The following is a 20,386-nucleotide window of genomic DNA, read 5'->3' on the forward strand; positions in this document are numbered from 1 at the left end:
TACATAATCAACAAAACATTTAACTAAGACAGTATATCTGTGTTTGGTTTAAAAAAACAACAAGATGATCAAAGGATTTATATTCGATTTGGATGGAGTCATTGTAGACACCGCTAAGTACCATTATTTAGCATGGAAAGAGCTTGCCAATTCCATTAATATCGACTTTACGGAAACTGAAAACGAACAATTAAAGGGAGTTAGTAGAGCAGAATCGCTGCAAAGAATTTTAAACTGGGGAAATGTAGAATTATCAGAAACGAAATTTAACCGTATGATGAGCGATAAAAACAAAATATATATAGACTATATAAACAAGATGGATGAAACAGATATTTTGCCCGATGTACCAAGAGTTTTAAACTTTTTAAAAACACATAAACAATTAATTGCCCTGGGTTCTGCGAGTAAGAATGCTAAATACATTTTAAAAAAACTAGATCTTTTTGATGAATTTCATGTAATTATTGATGGTGCATCGGTTACGAATCCCAAACCTAATCCTGAAGTATTTTTAACAGCCGCAGAAAAATTGCACGTGTCTCCGATTGATTGTTTTGTATTTGAAGATGCTGAAGCTGGAATAGAAGCCGCTAATGCTGCCCATATGAAAACTATTGGCATTGGAGACCCAAAAATTTTAAGTAAAGCCAACAAAATTTTTAGTGATTTTACACAAATCCCAAATGTTTACTTAAAAAACCTAATCTATAAATAGAAAAGAAATGAATCAAATCAATCACATAGCAAACGAATGGTCCATTATAGAAAATGGTTTTAATCCAAAAACTCAAGAAGCTTTTGAAAGTATTTGTAGCCTAGGAAATGGAGTGATGGGACAAAGAGCCAATTTTGAAGAAGATTACAGTGGACAAAGTTTTCAGGGAAGTTACATAGCAGGTGTTTATTACCCAGACAAAACTAAAGTTGGTTGGTGGAAAAACGGTTACCCTGAATATTTTGCAAAAGTATTAAACGCACCCAACTGGATTGGAATTAGAGTATTTATTAACGGTTTGGCCTTAGACTTAAACACTTGTAGAGAAATTCTTTCGTTTAGAAGAGAGCTTAATATGAAAGAAGGATGGTTTTCTAGAGAATTTACCGTTATCTTACAAAATGATTGCAAAATTAAGGTAGCAACAAAACGTTTTTTAAGCCTAAGTCACAACGAAGCTGGAATGATTTCGTATGCAGTTACTCCATTAGATAAGGACATGACCGTAACTTACGAACCTTATTTAGATGCAGGAATAAGCAATCAAGATTCTAACTGGGATGATCAGTTTTGGCAAATTACTCAAATTACCCAAAACAACAAACAATCTTTTATCACTAGTCATACTTTAAAAACAGAGTTTCATGTATGCACTTATATGGAGTCTCGATTGTTTATTGACCAGCAAGAAATTGAAATCAAACCAAAAAACAGAAAAGACAACACTTCAGCTTCTTCTACTTACACCCAGCAAGTAAGAGAGGGATTGGAATTTAGCATCCATAAATTTGCTGGTTATACGGTAGATCTATATCATGACAAAAATGATTTGATACACGCAGCAAAAGAAACCCTAACACAAGTAATTGAAATTGGTTTTACAAAATTACTAAGCTTACAAAAAAACGCTTGGAAAGAAATTTGGAAATCTGCAGACATTACTATTGATGGAGATGTAAAAGCGCAACAAGGAATTCGTTTTAATATTTTTCAATTAAACCAAACCTATTCAGGAGCAGATTCTAGGTTAAACATTGGTCCAAAAGGTTTTACGGGTGAAAAATATGGAGGAAGCACTTATTGGGATACCGAAGCTTATTGCTTGCCTTTTTATATGGCCACAAAAAACCAAACGGTTGCTAGAAATTTATTAACCTACAGGTACAATCATTTACAAAAAGCGATAGAAAATGCAAAAAACTTAGGATTTACTAACGGAGCAGCATTGTACCCCATGGTAACTATGAATGGTGAAGAATGTCACAACGAATGGGAAATTACATTCGAAGAGATTCATAGAAACGGTGCCATTGCTTTTGCTATTAAAAACTACATACGCTACACAGGAGATTATTCTTACATTCCAGAAAAAGGCTTAGAGGTGTTAATTGGAATTGCCCGTTACTGGCACCAAAGAGTAAGTTTTTCTAAAGACAAAAATCAATATGTTATGTTAGGGGTTACAGGCCCTAACGAATACGAAAATAATATTAACAACAATTGGTATACAAACTATTTGGCTCAATGGTGTATTTATTACACCTTGGAAAACATTCAAACTGTAAAAGAAAAGTACACTGAAGCGTACAACAAAATTCAAAAAATTACAGGAATTACTACGCAAGAACTCAACAACTGGAAAAAAGTAGCAGACAATATGTATTTTCCTTTTAGCCAACAATACGGAATATACCTGCAACAAGATGGTTTTTTGGACAAAGAATTTATGTATGCTGATGAGTTAGATCCTGACATTCGTCCTATTAATCAACATTGGTCTTGGGATAAAATTTTGAGATCTCCGTTTATAAAACAAGCGGACGTTCTTCAAGGATTTTACGTGTTTGAAGATCATTTTTCTCTAGAAGAAATTAAAAAGCATTTCGATTTTTACGAGCCTTTTACAGTTCACGAAAGTTCATTATCTCCATGCATCCACAGCATTCTAGCAGCTAAACTCAATCAAATAGAACAAGCTTATCAGTTTTACTTAAGAACTTCTCGTTTGGATTTAGACGACTACAACAAAGAGGTGCACGAAGGATTACACATTACCTCTATGGCAGGAACCTGGATGAGCATTGTAGAAGGTTTTGGAGGAATGAGAATAAAAAACAATCAGCTTTCTTTTGAACCCAGAATCCCTAAAGAATGGAAAGGATATTCTTTTAAAATTAATTTTAGAAACCAAATAGTACACGTAAATATCACTCAAGAAAACAACCAATTTACCGTAGATGGCACTCAAGATTTAACCATTCTAGTAAACGGAAAACAAACCATTGCAAAAGCAATACATTAAAACATCACATCATGAAAAAACTTATTTTAATTATCAGTATGTGGCTTTGTATTACCTCGGTAACTCAAGCCCAAAGCATTTCATCTCCCAACGGAGAATTTAGTCTAAATTTTAGTTTGCTATCAGACGGAACGCCTACCTATCAACTAAGCTACAAGAAACAAGACGTAGTAAAACAGAGCAAACTTGGTTTAGAGCTAAAGAACGACCAACAATCTTTATTAGACAACTTTAAAATTACCAAGACAGCCACATCTACCTTTAACGAAACATGGAAACCTGTTTGGGGAGAAACTTCGGAAATAAAAAACCATTACAATGAACTTGAGGTGACCTTAACTCAAAACCTTTCTAACAGAATTGTAGTTATTCGTTTTAGATTGTTTAATGACGGACTAGGCTTCCGTTACGAATTTCCTAAGCAAAAAAACTTAACCTACTTCACTCTTAAAGAAGAACGAACTGAGTTTGCCATGACAGGAGACCATACAGCCTTTTGGATTCCTGGAGATTACGACACACAAGAATATGATTATACAACCTCTAAGTTATCCGAAATTAGAAGCTTATTTGACAAAGCTTACACAGCAAACACGTCACAAACAGCTTTTTCTAAAACAGGAGTGCAAACTTCTTTAATGATGAAGTCAGACAAAGGATTATACATCAATTTACATGAAGCCGCATTGATAAATTATGCATGCATGCACCTAAATTTGGACGATAAAAATATGGTATTTCAATCTTGGTTAACCCCTGGAGCGAATGGTGACAAAGGTTATTTGCAAGCCCCGTGTAACACTCCGTGGAGAACAATTATTGCTAGCGATGATGCAAGAGATATTTTAGCCTCTAACATAACGCTAAATCTTAATGAACCTTGCAAAATAGAAGACACATCATGGATTAAGCCTGTAAAATACATTGGTGTTTGGTGGGAAATGATTACTGGAAAAAGTTCTTGGTCTTATACCAACGATGTTCCTTCAGTTCAATTAGGTAAAACAGATTACTCTAAAGTAAAACCAAATGGCACACACGCTGCAAACACCCCTCATGTAAAAAAATACATAGACTACGCTGCCAAACATGGTTTTGATGCTGTTTTAGTCGAAGGTTGGAATGAAGGTTGGGAAGATTGGTTTGGAAACTCTAAAGACTATGTGTTTGATTTTGTAACTCCTTATCCTGACTTTGATGTTCAAGAAATTCACAAATATGCAAAATCTAAAGGAGTGGAAATGATCATGCATCACGAAACTTCAGGGTCTACACGTAATTACGAACGACACATGGACAAAGCCTACCAATTTATGAAAGACAACGGATACAATGCTGTAAAAAGCGGATATGTAGGAAACATTTTACCTAGAGGTGATTATCATTACAGCCAATGGACGGTAAACCACTATCAATATGCTTTAGAAAAAGCTGCTGATTATAAAATTATGATCAATGCTCATGAAGCTGTAAGACCTACAGGGATTTGTAGAACATATCCTAATTTAATTGGGAACGAATCTGCTAGAGGAACTGAATACCAATCTTTTGGAGGAAACAATGCAAATCATGTAACTATTTTGCCATTTACGCGTTTAATTGGTGGTCCTATGGATTACACTCCAGGAATTTTTGAAATGAATATTGCCAACCTAAACCCTAACAACAATAGCCATGTAAACGCAACTATTGCCAATCAATTAGCGTTATACGTTACCATGTATAGCCCTTTACAAATGGCCGCAGACTTGCCCGAAAATTACGACCGTTTTTTAGATGCTTTTCAGTTTATAAAAGAAGTGCCTGTAGATTGGAGTACTAGCAAATATTTGGAAGCAGAACCAGGAAGCTATGTTACCATTGCTCGTAAAGACAAAAACAGTAACAATTGGTTTGTTGGTAATGTGAACGGAATGGAAAAAAGAACTTCTAAAATTAAATTAGACTTTTTAGACAAAGAAAAAAAATACATCGCAACCATTTATGCCGATGGTAAAGATGCTCATTACAACACCAATTCTCAATCTTATAAAATTACTCAAAAAACCGTTAACTATAAAAGTAGTTTAAAACTTACTTCTGCTGTTGGTGGTGGATACGCTATTAGTATTATTGAGAAAAAGTAATCATTTTATTATTTTAGTTTTTTATGTTCAAAAGGCTATTCTACTTTTATAGGGAATAGCCTTTGTTTTCATTAAACCATAGGAACTTCCATCAATAAAATATGTGAACTAGTTTTAAATTCAAAATGTACCTCATCAGCCTCTTGTATTCCCAAACCATCTCTACTTATTAACTCTGTATCATCCACTCTTAAATCACCATACAGAACAAAAACATACAGTCCGTTTTCTTTGTTTTGTAGCTGATATGTAGCTGTTGTAGTCCCATCAAACTTTCCCATAGAGAAATAAGCATCTTGATGAATCCACACTCCCTCATCTTCTGCATTGGGTGATAAAATTTGGTAAAATTCGTTTTGCTTTTCCAGTTCTTTAATAGACTGCTGATCGTATCTTGGTGTTACGTCTTTTTTATTTGGGAACAACCAAATCTGAAGAAATTCCACAGGAATATCAGCATTTTTATTAAACTCGCTATGATATACTCCCGTACCCGCACTCATTACCTGAATATCTCCTTCCTTAATCACCCCATGAGTTCCCATAGAGTCTTTATGTTCCAAATCACCTGATAAAGGAATTGAAATAATTTCCATGTTATCATGCGGATGGGTTCCAAACCCCTTTCCTCCTGCAACTTTATCATCATTTAAAACACGCAATACCCCAAAATTCATTCTTGTAGGTTCATGATACCCAGCAAAACTAAAAGTGTGATGGCTATCTAACCATCCATGATTGGCATGCCCTCTTGTACCTGCTCTGTGTATTGTTTTTTTCATTGGATTTGTATTTTGTTAGAGTATACAATAAGTCGTAAAAAAACTACTTACTTGCAATTTATTGACCTATGGGATTTGCTTCAAAAAAAATCAAAACGTCTTTATCCCACTGTGTTTTTACCTCTATTGGATTGCAACAAACTTCACAATCTTGTATATAGGTTTCACTAATAGAAAACTCTAAAAACATGCTAATTGTTTCCCAACAATAGGGACACGTAAATTCCTGCTCCATACTACTTAATTTGTTGTTAAAAAGTTACAAATTAAGCACGACCCCCCCTAATTTGTTTTCCAGAAATACGGAGTAATTACAATCAATACGGTAAAAAGTTCTAATCTTCCTAATAGCATTAAAAAGGAGCAGAACAACTTGGCTGCATCGTTTAAATGTGCAAAATTATCTACAGGACTTAACGTTCCTAATGCAGGACCAATATTCCCTAAACAAGAAGCAGCAGCTCCTAAAGCCGAAAGAAAATCTAACCCTAAAAACGCTAGAATAATGGTACTTAGAATAAAAATCAACATATAGATTACAAAAAACGAAAGAATGTTAAAAATAATCACTCTAGAGACCCTACTTCCGTTGTATCGTACCGAAATAATCGCTTTAGGATGCAATTGTTTTTTAAGTTCTAGCAAAGAGTTTTTAATCATAATAACATGACGAACTATTTTTACTCCCCCACTTGTTGAACCAGCAGAACCTCCTATAAAAAACAAAGAGAACATTAGTGCAGTTGCTAGGTGGTTCCACATGGTAAAATCTGCCGATACAAAACCTGTTGTTGTAATAACACTTAGCACTTGAAAAGCAGAGTGCCTAAAAGCACTTTCTAAACTTCCGTAAGGTTTTGGATGATCTATTGTAGTTTGTAAGTTAGGATCTTGATACCAGTTGATTAACACTGTAATTGTAACTGTAACTAAAGCTACAATAATAAAGTACCATTTAAACTCATCATCTTTATAAATTCTAGAAGTTTTTCCTTTTAAAGCAAAGTAACTCAGTACAAAATTTGCTCCAGCAATAAACATAAATACTATAATAATGTACTGAATTAAAGGATTGTTATTCCAGTAGGCAATACTGGCATTTTTTGTAGAGAATCCTCCTGTACTTAAGGTTGCCATCGCATGATTAATAGCATCAAACCAGGTCATTCCAGCCATTTTTAACAGTAAAAATTCTAAAACGGTATATCCGAAATAAATCAACCAAAGACGTTTTGCAGTTTGTGTAATTCTTGGATGCAACTTATCTGTTGACGGTCCTGGAGCTTCGGCTACAAACAACTGCATCCCTCCAATTCCTAAAAGTGGCAAAATAGCCACCGTAAGTACAATAATCCCCATTCCTCCAATCCAATGGGTTGCACTTCTCCAAAACAACACGCCTTTGGAAACAGACTCTATATCGGTTAAAATTGAGGCTCCTGTAGTAGAATAACCCGAAATGGTTTCGAAAATAGCATCAGGAAAAGATTGAATAGAACCTGTTAACAAATAAGGCAGCGTACCTGTTAAGGTTAGCATTAACCAACCTAGTGTTACAATCAAATATCCGTCTCTTTTGTGTATTCTTTTTTCGGCATTCCTATTATTGTACCATAACAAAAAACCGATAGAAATGGTAATTAAACCAGCGTATAAAATTCCTGAACAGGCTTCTTTGGAATAAAACCAAGAAATAGGTTCTGTAATTAACATAAAAAAACCATTCATCATGGATGTTAACCCCAAAAAGCTAGCAATAATTTTAAAGTTTATTCCCTTCATATACTAGCTATTGAATAGTTTTTCTACTTGTGGAATTGCTTCTGGTAAACACAACACAATAGCTCTATCTCCGGGTTGAATGGTAAAATCTCCTGTGGTCATATGTGCAACACCTTGCCTTACAACACCTCCAAGAACAATGTTTTCTGGCAACTCTAGGTCTTTAATTTTGTTTTCTGTAATAGCAGAATGTCTTCGTACAAAGAACTCTAACACCTCTGCTTCTACATTGTGCAAATTTGCCAAAGCCAATACTTTTCCTTTACGAACATGCCTAAAAATAGCACTAGCTGCCAATACTTTTTTGTTGATTAATGTATCTACTCCAATATTCTGAGAAATATCCATGTAGTTCATATTTTCTACCAAAGCAATGGTTTTTTTAACTCCTTTTGATTTGGCTACCAAACTTGTCATAATATTCGTTTCCGAACTCCCTGAGACAGCTACAAAAGCATCCATCGTATCTAAAGACTCTTCTTCTAATAGCTCAATATCTCTACCATCACCATTTACAACCAACGTGTTTTTAAGAGAGTCTGATAGGTCAAAACATTTTTCTCTGTCTTGTTCAATCATTTTTACTCTTAAATTCTTACTACAAAATCGATTGGCTATTTTTTGTCCTATTCTTCCTCCTCCAATAATCATTACATCTTTTACTCCTACAATAGTTTTGTCTACCAGCAAGTTAATCTTACCAATACTTTCTCTTGGAATAGAAAAATAGACCTGATCGTTTTCTTCAAAAACAGTATTTCCTCTTGGAATTACAATATCATTAGAGTTTTCGTGTTTTACGGCAATTACAATAAACTCAAACTTATACTTTTCTTTAATTTCTTGAACCGTTAAACCTAATATTGGCGAATCTTGAGAGAGTTTAGCCCCCAATACACTTAAAGCTCCTTTTTCAAACTCAAACTTATCGTTAAAAGCTGTTTCTTTAATTAGAATTTCAATCTCGTTAGCAGCCAATTCTTCTGGAGAAATCATATAGTCTATTCCTACATCTGAAAAATTGATTTCTTTGGTTTTTAGATATTCTGTATTGGCTATACGAGCAATGGTTTTTTTGACTCCTAATTTTTTTCCAATTCCTGCTATGGTCAAGTTGGTATTCTGGAATTCTGTTACCGCCACCAGCAAGTCTGCTTCACCAATTCCTACTTCTTTTAGCACTTCTATAGAGGCAGCATCTCCTTTTTTTGTAAACACATCCAAATGTGTGTTCATGTGGTTTAGTCGTTGAGAGTTTAAATCAATCACATAAATATCGTGTGCCTCCATGGACAACAACTTAGCTAGGTGATAACCAATTTCTCCTGCTCCTGCAATGATGATTTTCATGTTGAAATATTTGGTACAAATATATTATATTTAGTTGTACTCACCTCAAAATAAAAACGCTATGAAATCGGAGGCAAAAATGCTGACCATTAAACAATGGAATGAAGAAGACCGTCCTAGAGAAAAATTGACTTTAAAAGGAAGCAACTCGCTGTCTGATGCCGAGTTGATTGCCATTTTAATTGGTTCTGGAAACAGAAAAGAAACTGCCGTAGAACTTTCTAAAAAAATACTAGTGCATTTTAACAATAACTTAAACCAACTTGCCAAAGCTAGTCTTAACGACTTGCAACAGTTTAACGGAATTGGAGAAGCCAAAGCCATTAGCATTATTACTGCCTTAGAGCTAGGAAAACGCAGACGGTTAGAAAAAGCATTGGCTGTTCCAAAAATAGGCTGTAGCAAAGATGCTTACGAAATTTTACAACCTTTATTAGGAGATTTGCCTCACGAAGAGTTTTGGGTATTACACCTAAATAACAGCAATAAGGTAATAGAAAAACAATTGATTAGCAAAGGAGGACTTACAGGCACTTTAGTTGATTTGCGCATTATTTTTAAAAAAAGCCTAGAATTGTTGGCAACAGCTATGATTTTAGGGCACAATCATCCTTCCGAAAAACTACAGCCTAGTAGTGCAGACAAGCATATCACACAAAAAATTAAAACCGCAGCTCTTACCTTAGATATTAAAGTTTTAGATCACTTAATAGTCACCCAAAAAACGTATTTTAGCTTTGCAGACGAGGGAATTCTATAACGCATGTCAGACGAATTACTTATATATACGCCCAAAATTACACCAAGAATAAGCTATATTTTTAAGCATATTTTTGTTCGTATTCTTAATATACCCATCAAGTTCACTTCTACAATAGAGGAATTTGTTGCTTTTGAAAACTTAAAAATGAGTTATGCCAAAGCTCCTTTGGGAAATGAATTTTTTATTCAAAGCCATGGTTTATTATCTGAACAGGGTATTCACGATCCTGAAATAGCTATTTCGCAATGGGAAAGTACTCCCTGTTTTTTTGGAACTGGAAAAAAATCAAAATTGCCTTTTGATATTTTTGCTGCTAGCTTTTATTTACTAAGTAGATATGAGGAATATTTACCTTCTGTTTTAGACGAAAACGACTGTTTTCCTGCTGAACAAAGCTTGGCTTATCAACATAATTTTTTAGACAAACCTTTAATTGATGTTTGGGCTTATAAAATGTTAAAAAAGCTAAAAGAAGACCACCCCGACTACCAACATCAACCCAATCAATATCAATATATTTCTACTTTTAATATCAGCCAGACTTATCTTTATAAACGAAAAGGAATTATCAGAACTGTTTTTGGTAGTTTTTACGATTTTTTTACGTTGAAATTGTTCCCTTTTTGGACCCGAGCCATCACCTTACTTGGTTTTAAAGAAGATCCTTACGATACATATGATAAGATTATAGGATTGCAAAAAAAATACAACATCCAAACCATTTTCTTTTTTTTACTTTCTAACTATACCACTTACGACAACAATATTTCTTTCACCAAAAGAAAATACAGTTTGTTGATAAAATCTATAGCAGATTATGCCAAAGTAGGTTTACTAAACTCTTACTTTACTATGGAAGACGACGATTTGTTAAAGAAAGAGACCAACCGTCTAGAAAAAATAATCAATACACCCACCAAACTAAGTCGTCAGCATTACAGCAGAAATCAACTACCTGAAACCTATCACAAGCTAATTGATTTAAATATAGAGGAGGACTACACCATGGGATACCCTAAACATTTAGGGTTTAAAGCCAGTACATGTACCCCTTTTTACTTTTACGATTTAAATTTCGAGATTCAGACTCCTCTAAAAGTAATTCCTTATGCTTTTACCGATAAAACATTTCGTTTTGAATTACAGTTAAGTCCCAAACAAGCATTGATGCGTGTAAACCACCTGACCAATATGGTAAAACAAGTGAACGGCACGTTGGTATCTGTATTTCACAACGAAAGTTTGTCTAACTATGAAAAGTGGAAATATTGGGGAAATTTTTACGAAGATGTATTAAAAATTGTAAAGCCCTAATTGTTTTTAACATAGCTTAAAAACTCTTGATAGTCTCTGATATAATCTGCCTCAAAATAAACCTCGGATGCCAATACCAAACAGACACTTCCACTAGAAAAGTTTGCCAACTCTCTCCAAACACCTGGTTTTATTAACAATCCTTTGGTGGGTTTGTTTAGCATTATTTTCTCTTCTGTAATTCCGTCTTTTAATACCACATCAAAACTGCCAGCTAACGGAATTAAAAATTGATACAGCTCTTTGTGTGCATGACCTCCACGATAGGAATCCGAAGGCACATCAAACAAATAATAAACTCTCTGAATCTTAAAAGGAAGAATGTCTTTTTCTATTACCGCTAAGTTCCCTCTAGGATCTGATATCTTAGGAATTTCTATAAGTTCTATGTTTTTCATCACACAAAAATTGTTAAAAAAAATAAAGATACATGGATTGCATCTTTGCCACAAGTAAAATAAAATGCTTTATTTTATACAAAAATATTTTTGATGCATTTTTTTCCTTGGGTTACCGTAATCTGTTCTTGCTACAATCATCAAGACTATGTAATTACTGCTTTAGAGTCTGTAAAAGCTCAAACTTACGCTCGGGTAGAGCTAATTGTGGTAGATGATTTTAGCAATGATGATTCTAGAAAAATCATCAAAACATGGATTGCCAATCACCCTGAAATTGTTTACATAGAAAACCCCATCAATTTAGGATTGAATGCCTCGGTAAATCATGCTCTAAAAAAAGCAAAAGGGACTTATTTTATGGATTTTGCTGCAGACGATGTACTGCTTCCTAATTGTATTGAGAGTTTAGTAGAAAAATACCAAACAAACCCTAATTACGGTTTTGTATTTGGAAACGCAGACATTATTAATGCCACAGGAGAAAAACTGAACACTTACTTTAATTCACAAAGAGTTGAAAAAATAGAAAACGCTATTTCGGATCATTTTTACCAACACCTCTTAAAAAAATCGGATGTGATTTGTAGTGTAAGTGCCTTGTACAACAAAACCATTTTTAACCAACTGAAAGGCTACGATGAAGATTTGTACTTTGAGGATTTAGACTATTGGCTAAGGGTTAGTAAAAAGCATCCCATTGCCTTTGTTAACAAAGTTTTGGTACAAAAACGACATTTAGAAAACTCCTTAGAAAACGCTTTTTTTTACAACAATCACCATACAAAACAACTACATATTACTCTGTATTTAATTTTTAAAAAAGCGTACAAACTAAACACAAAAAAGTCTGAGTATATAGCCTTATTACCACGAATTTACAAAGAAAGTAGGTGGGCTATAAAATCGTTTAACATAACCTATTTGATTAGATACAAGCTTTTGTTGATTCAGGTTTTGTATAAAATTTCAGTTCACTAAAAGCTAATGTTTAATGCTTTCCTAAAACAAAATAACATCATTAGAAAATAAGCTACATAAGCCAGACAATAGCCGTAAAGTACTCCTTGTACACCATATTCTACTATAAATAGCTGTGCAAACAACAAATACACCGCAAAAAACAAAACTTCGGTAACAATGTAAGGAATCGTTAGCCTTTTTGCCAAAAACTGCTGTGCAAAAGCGTAGGAAGCAATTTTAAAAAAATCACCTATCAATTGGTAAATCAATAAGTTTTTTACGCTAGCAAAACTTGTGCTTAAGGCGATATCAACAATCAAACTTCTACAACCGTAAATCACTAAAAACATAAGCAAACACAATGGCATAAATGTTTTAAAGTATCCTACTATTTCTTTTCGGAATGCTCTATCGTTATCAATTTTAGATAGCTTGGGCAGATAATACATTCCTATTCCAGAAATTAAAATAAGTAAATAATAATCTGAAATTCTATTTACAGCTTCCCATAAACCTGCCTGCACTAAACCATAATGGTTGATGAGGTTGTTACGCAAAAACAACATAGAGAAAGGAATAATTAAGGCCGTTGTAAAAGTCATTAACGAATAAGAAGTTAATTTTTTAGCATAGCTTTTAGAAACCAAAGACCATTTTAATTCTGGTAAAAGCAGCCTATTTTTCACAAAATAAATAAGGTAAACAAATACAATTAGAGACTCTACCACTGCCAATGCCATAAGTGCACCCAACGTTTTGTAATACACAATAAACACAACTGTTAGCAACAAGGCAAAAACCGAAGCTATTATAGACAACAGCACCAGTGCTTTAAACTTTTGCAAACCATTGATGACCGCTATAGAAAATACTTGAAAAGCATACAAGGGCAGCAACAAACCAAACGCCAAAATACATATTTGATAATCATTGGTTTTAAACAAATACCAACCTATAGATTTAGAAAACAGTATGGAAAAAATTCCTAAAAAAAGACTAGAAAACAAAATCATATAAAAAGCAGTGCTTAGTACAATTGCTCTTTGCTTGCTATTGTTTTTTGTAGCAGCCGTATAGGTAACTACACCACTTTGTACCCCCAAAGTAGCAAAAGACTTTACTGCATTTTTTACATTTTTAAAGTTCCCCAGCAAAGCCAATGCCGATGGCCCTAACCATACAGAAATTACTTTTATAGAGACCAATCCTGCTAGCATTTTTACAAACACTGCAAGCGAGTTAAAGCTCATTACTTTAAAAAAAGTAAACTGTCTAAAGTCCGTAAGTCTCAATTAAAACTGATTTAAAACATTGATAATTTTAGTAATTTCTTCATCCGTTAATACAGGGCTTATAGGTAAGCTTAACGCTTGTTGATGTATTTTTTCGGTGATAGGGTACTTTTGCTCTTTCCATTCTTTATAAGCCTTTTGTTGATGGATTGGAACAGGATAATGAATTAGTGTTTGAATTTGATGATTTTGCAATTCCGCTTGCAATTGATCTCTTTGCTGACATAAAACCACAAACAAATGAAAAACATGATTGGTGCTTCCGTCGTAAAAAGGCAATTTTATTTTTGGATTGCTTATTTCCGTTAAATATCGATTGGCAACGTACCTTCTGTAAGCGTTGTCTGCATCCAAATAGTTAAGTTTGATACGTAACATTCCCGCTTGCAGTTCGTCCAAACGACTGTTAATACCTTTGTAGTGATGATGGTATTTTTCTCTAGCTCCGTAATTTGCTAAAGTTCTAATTAGTGTGGCTACTTGGGCATTGTTTGTCGTTACTGATCCTCCATCTCCTAAAGCTCCCAAATTTTTTCCAGGATAAAAACTAAACGCAGCAGCATCGGATAAACTCCCTACTTTTTGTTGACGAGAATATTCCGCTCCATGTGCTTGTGCAGCATCTTCAAAAACCCATAAATTGTATTGTTTTGCTAGTTTAGCAATTTCCTTCATGTTTGCCACCTGCCCGTACAAATGTACCACTAATATTGCTTTGGTTTTGTGGGTAATTTTAACTGCTATTTGTTTTGGGTCTATTGTAAAACACTGTATTGTAGGTTCTATCAAAACAGGAACCAATCCTACCTCGCTAATAGCCAATACTGTAGCAATATACGTATTGGCAGGTACAATAATCTCGTCTCCTAGCTCAAGTTTTCCTAATTCTATATAGGCTTTTAATATCAATTTTAGTGCATCAAAGCCATTGCCTACCCCTACGCAAAAATCCGTACCACAATACTTGGCAAATTCTTTTTCAAATTGATTTACTTGATTTCCATTAATGTACCAGCCTGTCTCTAAAAAAACATCAAAGTTTTGTTTGAATTCTTCCTGAAAACGTTGGTTGATTTTCTGTAAATCCAAAAATTTTATCATAGCAAAACCTGATTTAATAGTTGGTAATTTTCTGTTTCAACGGAATAAAAATCTTGTGTTACTGTTCTGGCACCAAAACTTTCTTTCCAGTACATTAATCCTGTATTTACTTTAGTTCCATGTGCTTCGTTGCTAATACCAAAATCAAAATAGTCTTTGTTTTTAAACACTTTTTTTACCAAATAATCGTGTAAAAAATCTAAGCTTCCTAATTCATTCTTGTCAGCATTTCCTGAAATGTATTGAGAATGTGCTACTTTATGGGTTTCAAAAATTGTTGTTCCTGCCACAATTTGCCCTTTGTAATACACATTAAACTGTCTTATTGTGTGTGGAAATCTACTTTTTAACAAGTTGATTTCTTCTAAAGTATGAACTGGCTTTGCTTGATGTTTTTGTTGCAAGTTTGGAATTAAGATTTGATTCCAAAAAGCATCAAAAGCAGTCACTTCTTTTACCTCTAATTTATGCTTGACTCCTCTTTTTACTCCTGCTTTTCTATCTCTAGAAAAAAACAAAGGATGCTGTAAATTGATTACAGAAAGACTGTCTCTTCTAAACAATTTTGCTTTGCATAAAAATAGCCAATGCAAAACCTCATCACTAGGATATTTGTGATAAATACTCGGAATTTCTTTTAGTTCTAAATGTTGAAAACCTGCTTGCCAATAGTGTTTTAGTAAAGCTTGAAAAATTTGCATTCCCAATGAGTATTTTTCTTTTTTTGACAAAATCATCCCTCCATAACTCAGCCCTTGATGAGAGTATATTTTTTGATCGCAGCAATTTGCAGGAAACAAAGCAACCAATTTTTGTTGATGATAAATTAGTACCGATGCATCTGTAAATCGGTGAGAGTGGTAGTCCATAAAATTTCTATCAAACAAAAACGTACCATTTTTAGAGGCTGCTACAAACGCATTCCACTCCTGTTTTTTATCTGCTGTATAGGCTACAACTTGTATGTGCTCTAAGTTAATCATACTTATCTCCCCAACGGTCTTTCATTATTTTTCTAAACTCATTCTCTCTTGCATTTACTCCTGGTTGATAAAAAGATGTTCCTACCAAAGAGTCTGGTAAAAACTCTTGCTCTACAAAATTGCCTTGATAGGCATGAGCGTATTTGTATTCTTTTCCGTAGTTTAAATCTTTCATCAGTTTGGTAGGAGCATTTCTTAAATGCAAAGGGACTGATAAATCTCCCGTTTGTTTTACTGTTCTGATTGCCTGATTTATAGCTTCGTAACTAGCATTACTTTTGGCAGAATTTGCCAGGTAAATAGCACACTGGCTTAGTAAAATTCGTGCTTCTGGGTAACCAATGGTAGTTACTGCCTGAAACGTATTGTTTGCCATAATCAATGCTGTAGGATTGGCATTTCCAATATCTTCCGATGCAGAAATTAGCATTCTTCGTGCTATAAATTTAACATCTTCTCCACCTTCAATCATTCTAGCCAACCAGTAAACTGCTCCGTTAGGGTCGGAACCACGAATGGATTTTATAAATGCCGAAATAATATCGTAATGCTGTTCTCCTGTTTTATCGTACCTAACAACGTTTCTTTGTACTTTTTTTAGTACTAAATCGTTCGTAATTACCAATCCTTCGTCTTCCGATTCTACAATTAGCTCAAACACATTCAATAGTTTTCTAGCATCTCCGCTAGACACCTGTAGCAAAGCATCAATTTCTTTTAGCTGCACATTTTTGGCAGCAATGTCTGCATCTTTTTCCATAGCTCTGTGCAACAAAGCTTCCATATCGGTTTTTTCAAAAGGATTTAAAACATACACCTGACATCTAGAAAGTAAGGCAGGAATGACTTCAAAACTTGGATTTTCAGTAGTTGCACCAATCAGCGTTACCCAACCTTTTTCTACAGCTCCTAACAGAGAATCTTGTTGCGATTTGCTAAAACGATGGATCTCGTCTATAAATAAAATAGGATTTTTAGCGGTAAACAATCCGCCACTTTGTTTGGCTTTGTCTATAACTTCTCTTACATCTTTTACTCCTGCATTGATAGCACTAAGGGTAAAAAAAGGTCTTTTAGAAGTTTCTGCAATAATGTTGGCCAATGTCGTTTTTCCTATTCCTGGAGGCCCCCATAAAATTAAAGAAGGAATTAATCCTTTTTGGATGTGTTGTGTTAACACCCCTGTGGGCCCTACCAAATGTTGTTGGCTGATATAATCTTGTAATGTTTTGGGTCTGATGCGTTCTGCCAATGGTGCTTTCATAAAGTAAAGATACGAGTTCCTTTTAGGAATTTGCAACTGGTATACAGCAATTGTTTGTATAGATTGCTTGGTGTGTGATTGTTTCTATACCTCGATAACTTTGCTTATTTTTGATTTATAAAAAACACAACAATATGGCAACTCAAAAAATAAAACTTAATTGGAAAGAAGCGGTACATTTTGAATCTGAAGGTCCTGGAGGAAATGTATTGATTGATGGTTCTGAAGAAGTAGGAGGACAAGGAAAAGGTGTAAGACCCAAAGCCTTAATGCTATCTGCTTTGGCAGGTTGTTCTGGAATTGATATTGCTTCTTTGTTTAAGAAAATGAGAGTAGCAGTAGATACTTTTTCTATTGATGTAGAAGCCGAACTAACCGACGAGCATCCTAAATACTACCAAAAAGTTTGGGTAACCTTTAATTTTTACGGCAAAGATTTAGATAAGAAAAAGATTGAAAAAGCAGTAAACTTATCTGTTGACAAATATTGTGGTGTTATGGAAATGTTTAGACAATTTGCTAAAGTAGAAACAGAAATTGTGTATCATGAAGCATAAAAAAAGGAAGCCCTTAGGCTTCCTTTTTTACTTCCATTAAACACTGTTCAACAAACAACAGGCTTAAATTATAATTTCTCTACACGCAATCCTTATTAAAAAAACCTCCTTTGTTTTCTTTTCGTTCCATCGAAGATTTAATAATTAAATAGGCATTGGTAATTAAGTTACGTAACTCGCAAATTGGCACCGATAACTTGGCCGTTTTGTACAATTCTTTATTTTCCTGATACAAAATTTCCAAACGATTGGCTGCTTTTTGTAAACGAATATCTGAACGAACAATAGCCACGTAGTTACTCATTATTTTTTGAATATCTTTTCTATCGTGGGTAATTAAAATGTTTTCTTTGTTTAGCGACGTGTTGGTATCATCCCAATCGGGAATATCTTTTCTAAACTGAAGCTTTTTAAAAATGGTTTTGGCATGTACATAACTGCGGTGTGCATAAACTACCGCTTCTATAAGAGAGTTTGATGCAAGTCTGTTAGCACCGTGCAAACCTGTTCTAGAACATTCTCCACAAGCATATAAATTTTCTATAGACGTTTGTCCGTTGGTGTTCACATCAATTCCGCCACAAACATAGTGAGCCGCGGGGGTTACTGGAATGTAATCTTTATGAACATCAATCCCTAAGCTTTTGCATTTTTCGGTAATGTTTGGAAAATGGTTTACAAATTCTTCTTTATTTAAATGGGTACAATCTAAATACACATAATCTTCTCCCGAAAGTTTTAACTCGGTATCAATAGCTCTGGCAACTATATCCCTAGGTGCTAGCTCTAAACGCTCATCGTATTTTTCCATAAAGCGTTCTCCCTGCGTGTTTCTAAGATAAGCTCCTTGCCCTCTTACAGCCTCGGTAATTAAGAATGCGGGCGATTGTGCTGGCTCTTGGTACAAAGCTGTTGGGTGGAACTGAATGAATTCAAAATCTTGAATTTTTGCTTTGGCCCTATAAGCCATGGCAATACCATCTCCTGTTGCAATTTTGGGATTGGTTGTGGTTCTGTAAACCTGACCACTTCCCCCAGCAGCAATCAAAGTGATTTTTGCTTGTATGGTTTTTATTTCTTGGGTTTCCTCATCCAACACATAGGCACCGTAACAGGTTATATGATCGCGATGAGTAACGGTTTTTTCATGTCCTTGAGCCCTTAGAATATGATGATTTGTGATAAAATCTATCGTAAAATGATTTTCTAACAACTGGATATTAGGTACTGTTGCTACTTTGTTTAATAAAGCTCTGGCAATTTCGTGTCCCGTGATGTCTTTGTGATGTAGAATTCGATTCTGTGAATGACCTCCTTCTCTTCCAAGACTGTAATCACCATCGTCAGTTTTGTCGAATTCTGCTCCCCAAGAAATCAGTTCTTTTAAACGATCTGGTGCTTCTTCTACCACCATACGCACTACCTGCTCATCACACAAACCATCTCCAGCAATCAGGGTATCTTGTATGTGTTGCTCAAAAGAGTCAATATCATTATTTACCACAGTTGCAATACCTCCTTGTGCGTATTTGGTGTTGCTTTCTTCTTTATTGGCTTTGGTTACTAAAGTTACCTGTGCATCAGGAAAATTTTCTGCTACTTTTAGTGCATAAGAAAGTCCTGCAATACCAGAACCAATGATTAAAAAATCAGATCGAATCATAGTTTATTTAGAAAGAGCCAACATTTTTTCGATAGGAGCTAGCGCAGCCGCTGCTAGTTTTTTATCTACTTCAATAGCAGGCAATTCGTGCTCTAAGCACAAAAATAATTTTTTCATAGTGTTCATTCTCATATAGAAACACTCGCTACACGCACAAGTATTGTCTTCTTCAGCTGGAGCCGGAATCAAGTGTTTTTCGGGTACTTGCTTGATCATTTCATGTAATATACCTGCTTCGGTGGCAACAATAAACTTTTTATTTTTACTCTCGCGCGCGTATTTTAACAACCCAGCAGTAGAACCAATATAGGTAGCTGTTTTTAATATATGTGAAGGAGATTCTGGATGTGCAATGATTTCTGCATCGGGATGTTCAGCTGCTAAGTCTAATAGTTTTTCGATAGAAAAAGCTTCGTGTACCATACACGCCCCATCCCACAATACCATATTTCTTCCTGTTTGTTTATTTAGGTAGTCTCCTAAGTTTTTGTCAGGAGCAAAGATTATTTTTTCGTCCTTAGGAAAGGAATTGATAATTTTTACCGCGTTGGATGAAGTACATACAATGTCGCTTAGCGTTTTAATTTCTGCCGAACAGTTGATGTACGTTACCACTTTATGGTCTGGATATTTTTCTTTGAATTTTTTAAAATCTTCTGGCGGACAAGAGTCGGCCAACGAACAACCCGCTTTTAAATCGGGTAGTAATACTTTTTTATTCGGATTTAAAATTTTAGCAGTTTCTGCCATAAAATGCACTCCTGCAAAAACTATAATATCCGCTTCTGTTTTAGCAGCTTCCTGAGCCAATTGCAAACTATCTCCAACAAAATCAGCAATGTCTTGAATGGCTTCTTCTTGATAGTAGTGTGCAAGAATTACCGCATTTTTCTCTTTTTTAAGGCGATTGATTTCTGCTACATAATCGGTATTATCGGCTACACTGATATCTAAAAATCCTTTGTGATTGATGTTTTCTTTTGCGTTTGCTAAGGTTTCCATTGGAATAAATTTTAGATTACAAATTT

At 34.6% G+C, this 20,386-nt stretch carries 18 protein-coding genes; 7 read left to right on the plus strand and 11 right to left on the minus strand.

Translation table 11 applies throughout. The features are described from left to right. Nucleotides 1-64: 64 nt before the first annotated feature. Genes pgmB through FS85_RS0113725 form a run of 3 tightly spaced genes read left to right on the plus strand, consistent with a single transcriptional unit; the run spans nt 65 to nt 5,146 of the window. Nucleotides 65-718 carry a beta-phosphoglucomutase gene (gene pgmB, locus FS85_RS0113715; protein WP_010136932.1) on the plus strand — a complete coding sequence of 218 codons (654 nt, stop codon included), beginning with the start codon at nt 65-67 and terminating at the stop codon, nt 716-718. A 7-nt stretch (nt 719-725) separates the two neighbouring features. Then, complete coding sequence (locus tag FS85_RS0113720) at nt 726-3,020, plus strand: family 65 glycosyl hydrolase domain-containing protein (RefSeq protein WP_010136933.1); 2,295 nt, start codon at nt 726-728, stop codon at nt 3,018-3,020. An 11-nt stretch (nt 3,021-3,031) separates the two neighbouring features. Further along, nucleotides 3,032-5,146, plus strand: coding sequence for a glycoside hydrolase family 97 protein (locus tag FS85_RS0113725; RefSeq protein WP_010136935.1), 2,115 nt, complete (start codon nt 3,032-3,034; stop codon nt 5,144-5,146). Nucleotides 5,147-5,217: 71 nt separating this feature from the next. Here the strand turns inward: FS85_RS0113725 and FS85_RS0113730 are convergent, their stop codons facing one another. Genes FS85_RS0113730 through trkA form a run of 4 tightly spaced genes read right to left on the minus strand, consistent with a single transcriptional unit; the run spans nt 5,218 to nt 9,060 of the window. Then, nucleotides 5,218-5,928, minus strand: a complete 711-nt coding sequence (locus FS85_RS0113730) for a pirin family protein (protein WP_010136938.1) — start codon at nt 5,926-5,928, stop codon at nt 5,218-5,220. A gap of 58 nt (nt 5,929-5,986) precedes the next feature. Then, nucleotides 5,987-6,163, minus strand: a complete 177-nt coding sequence (locus FS85_RS15820; protein WP_010136940.1) for a CPXCG motif-containing cysteine-rich protein — start codon at nt 6,161-6,163, stop codon at nt 5,987-5,989. A gap of 47 nt (nt 6,164-6,210) precedes the next feature. Further along, the gene (locus FS85_RS0113740; protein ID WP_010136941.1) at nt 6,211-7,710 is read right to left on the minus strand and encodes a TrkH family potassium uptake protein; all 1,500 of its coding nucleotides are present in this window, start codon (nt 7,708-7,710) and stop codon (nt 6,211-6,213) included. Nucleotides 7,711-7,713: 3 nt separating this feature from the next. Then, nucleotides 7,714-9,060 carry a Trk system potassium transporter TrkA gene (trkA, locus tag FS85_RS0113745; RefSeq protein WP_010136942.1) on the minus strand — a complete coding sequence of 449 codons (1,347 nt, stop codon included), beginning with the start codon at nt 9,058-9,060 and terminating at the stop codon, nt 7,714-7,716. A 61-nt stretch (nt 9,061-9,121) separates the two neighbouring features. Between trkA and radC the strand changes: the two genes are divergently transcribed. Both radC and FS85_RS0113755 read left to right on the plus strand, forming a co-directional pair. Continuing rightward, complete coding sequence (gene radC, locus FS85_RS0113750) at nt 9,122-9,820, plus strand: RadC family protein (RefSeq protein ID WP_010136943.1); 699 nt, start codon at nt 9,122-9,124, stop codon at nt 9,818-9,820. 3 nt (nt 9,821-9,823) lie between these two features. Beyond that, entirely contained in the window at nt 9,824-11,137 is a 1,314-nt protein-coding gene (locus tag FS85_RS0113755; protein ID WP_029489496.1) for a polysaccharide deacetylase family protein, read from the plus strand. Here FS85_RS0113755 and FS85_RS0113760 read toward each other — a convergent pair. Then, on the minus strand, nt 11,134-11,535 hold the full coding sequence (locus FS85_RS0113760; RefSeq protein ID WP_010136945.1) for a sugar 3,4-ketoisomerase: 402 nt from the start codon (nt 11,533-11,535) through the stop codon (nt 11,134-11,136). The genes FS85_RS0113755 and FS85_RS0113760 overlap by 4 nt on opposite strands. 93 nt (nt 11,536-11,628) lie before the next feature. Here FS85_RS0113760 and FS85_RS0113765 point away from each other — a divergent pair, with 93 nt between their 5' ends. Then, nucleotides 11,629-12,516, plus strand: a complete 888-nt coding sequence (locus tag FS85_RS0113765; RefSeq protein WP_010136946.1) for a glycosyltransferase family 2 protein — start codon at nt 11,629-11,631, stop codon at nt 12,514-12,516. Here FS85_RS0113765 and FS85_RS0113770 read toward each other — a convergent pair. The 4 genes from FS85_RS0113770 to FS85_RS0113785 are packed head-to-tail and all read right to left on the minus strand — an operon-like array spanning nt 12,513 to nt 17,138. Beyond that, a complete protein-coding gene (locus FS85_RS0113770) occupies nt 12,513-13,790 on the minus strand; it encodes an O-antigen translocase (protein ID WP_010136947.1) in 1,278 nt (425 codons plus the stop codon). The two genes, FS85_RS0113765 and FS85_RS0113770, sit on opposite strands and share 4 nt — an antisense overlap. Further along, nucleotides 13,791-14,891, minus strand: coding sequence for a DegT/DnrJ/EryC1/StrS family aminotransferase (locus FS85_RS0113775; RefSeq protein WP_010136948.1), 1,101 nt, complete (start codon nt 14,889-14,891; stop codon nt 13,791-13,793). It lies immediately after the preceding gene. Beyond that, nucleotides 14,888-15,874: a GNAT family N-acetyltransferase gene (locus tag FS85_RS0113780; RefSeq protein WP_010136949.1), complete on the minus strand. Its 987-nt coding sequence runs from the start codon at nt 15,872-15,874 to the stop codon at nt 14,888-14,890. The genes FS85_RS0113775 and FS85_RS0113780 overlap by 4 nt, the downstream gene beginning before the upstream one ends. Continuing rightward, nucleotides 15,867-17,138 carry a replication-associated recombination protein A gene (locus FS85_RS0113785; protein ID WP_010136951.1) on the minus strand — a complete coding sequence of 424 codons (1,272 nt, stop codon included), beginning with the start codon at nt 17,136-17,138 and terminating at the stop codon, nt 15,867-15,869. The genes FS85_RS0113780 and FS85_RS0113785 overlap by 8 nt, the downstream gene beginning before the upstream one ends. A 134-nt stretch (nt 17,139-17,272) precedes the next feature. Here FS85_RS0113785 and FS85_RS0113790 point away from each other — a divergent pair, with 134 nt between their 5' ends. Continuing rightward, the gene (locus FS85_RS0113790) at nt 17,273-17,695 is read left to right on the plus strand and encodes an OsmC family protein (protein WP_010136952.1); all 423 of its coding nucleotides are present in this window, start codon (nt 17,273-17,275) and stop codon (nt 17,693-17,695) included. 79 nt (nt 17,696-17,774) lie between these two features. Here FS85_RS0113790 and nadB read toward each other — a convergent pair whose 3' ends face one another. Together nadB and nadA are read right to left on the minus strand one after the other, a co-directional pair. Continuing rightward, nucleotides 17,775-19,358, minus strand: a complete 1,584-nt coding sequence (nadB, locus tag FS85_RS0113795) for an L-aspartate oxidase (protein WP_010136953.1) — start codon at nt 19,356-19,358, stop codon at nt 17,775-17,777. Nucleotides 19,359-19,361: 3 nt separating this feature from the next. Then, complete coding sequence (gene nadA / locus FS85_RS0113800) at nt 19,362-20,360, minus strand: quinolinate synthase NadA (RefSeq protein ID WP_010136954.1); 999 nt, start codon at nt 20,358-20,360, stop codon at nt 19,362-19,364. Nucleotides 20,361-20,386: the final 26 nt, after the last annotated feature.

It is taken from the genome of Ochrovirga pacifica, assembly GCF_000220525.1.
Taxonomy (GTDB): domain Bacteria; phylum Bacteroidota; class Bacteroidia; order Flavobacteriales; family Flavobacteriaceae; genus Ochrovirga; species Ochrovirga pacifica.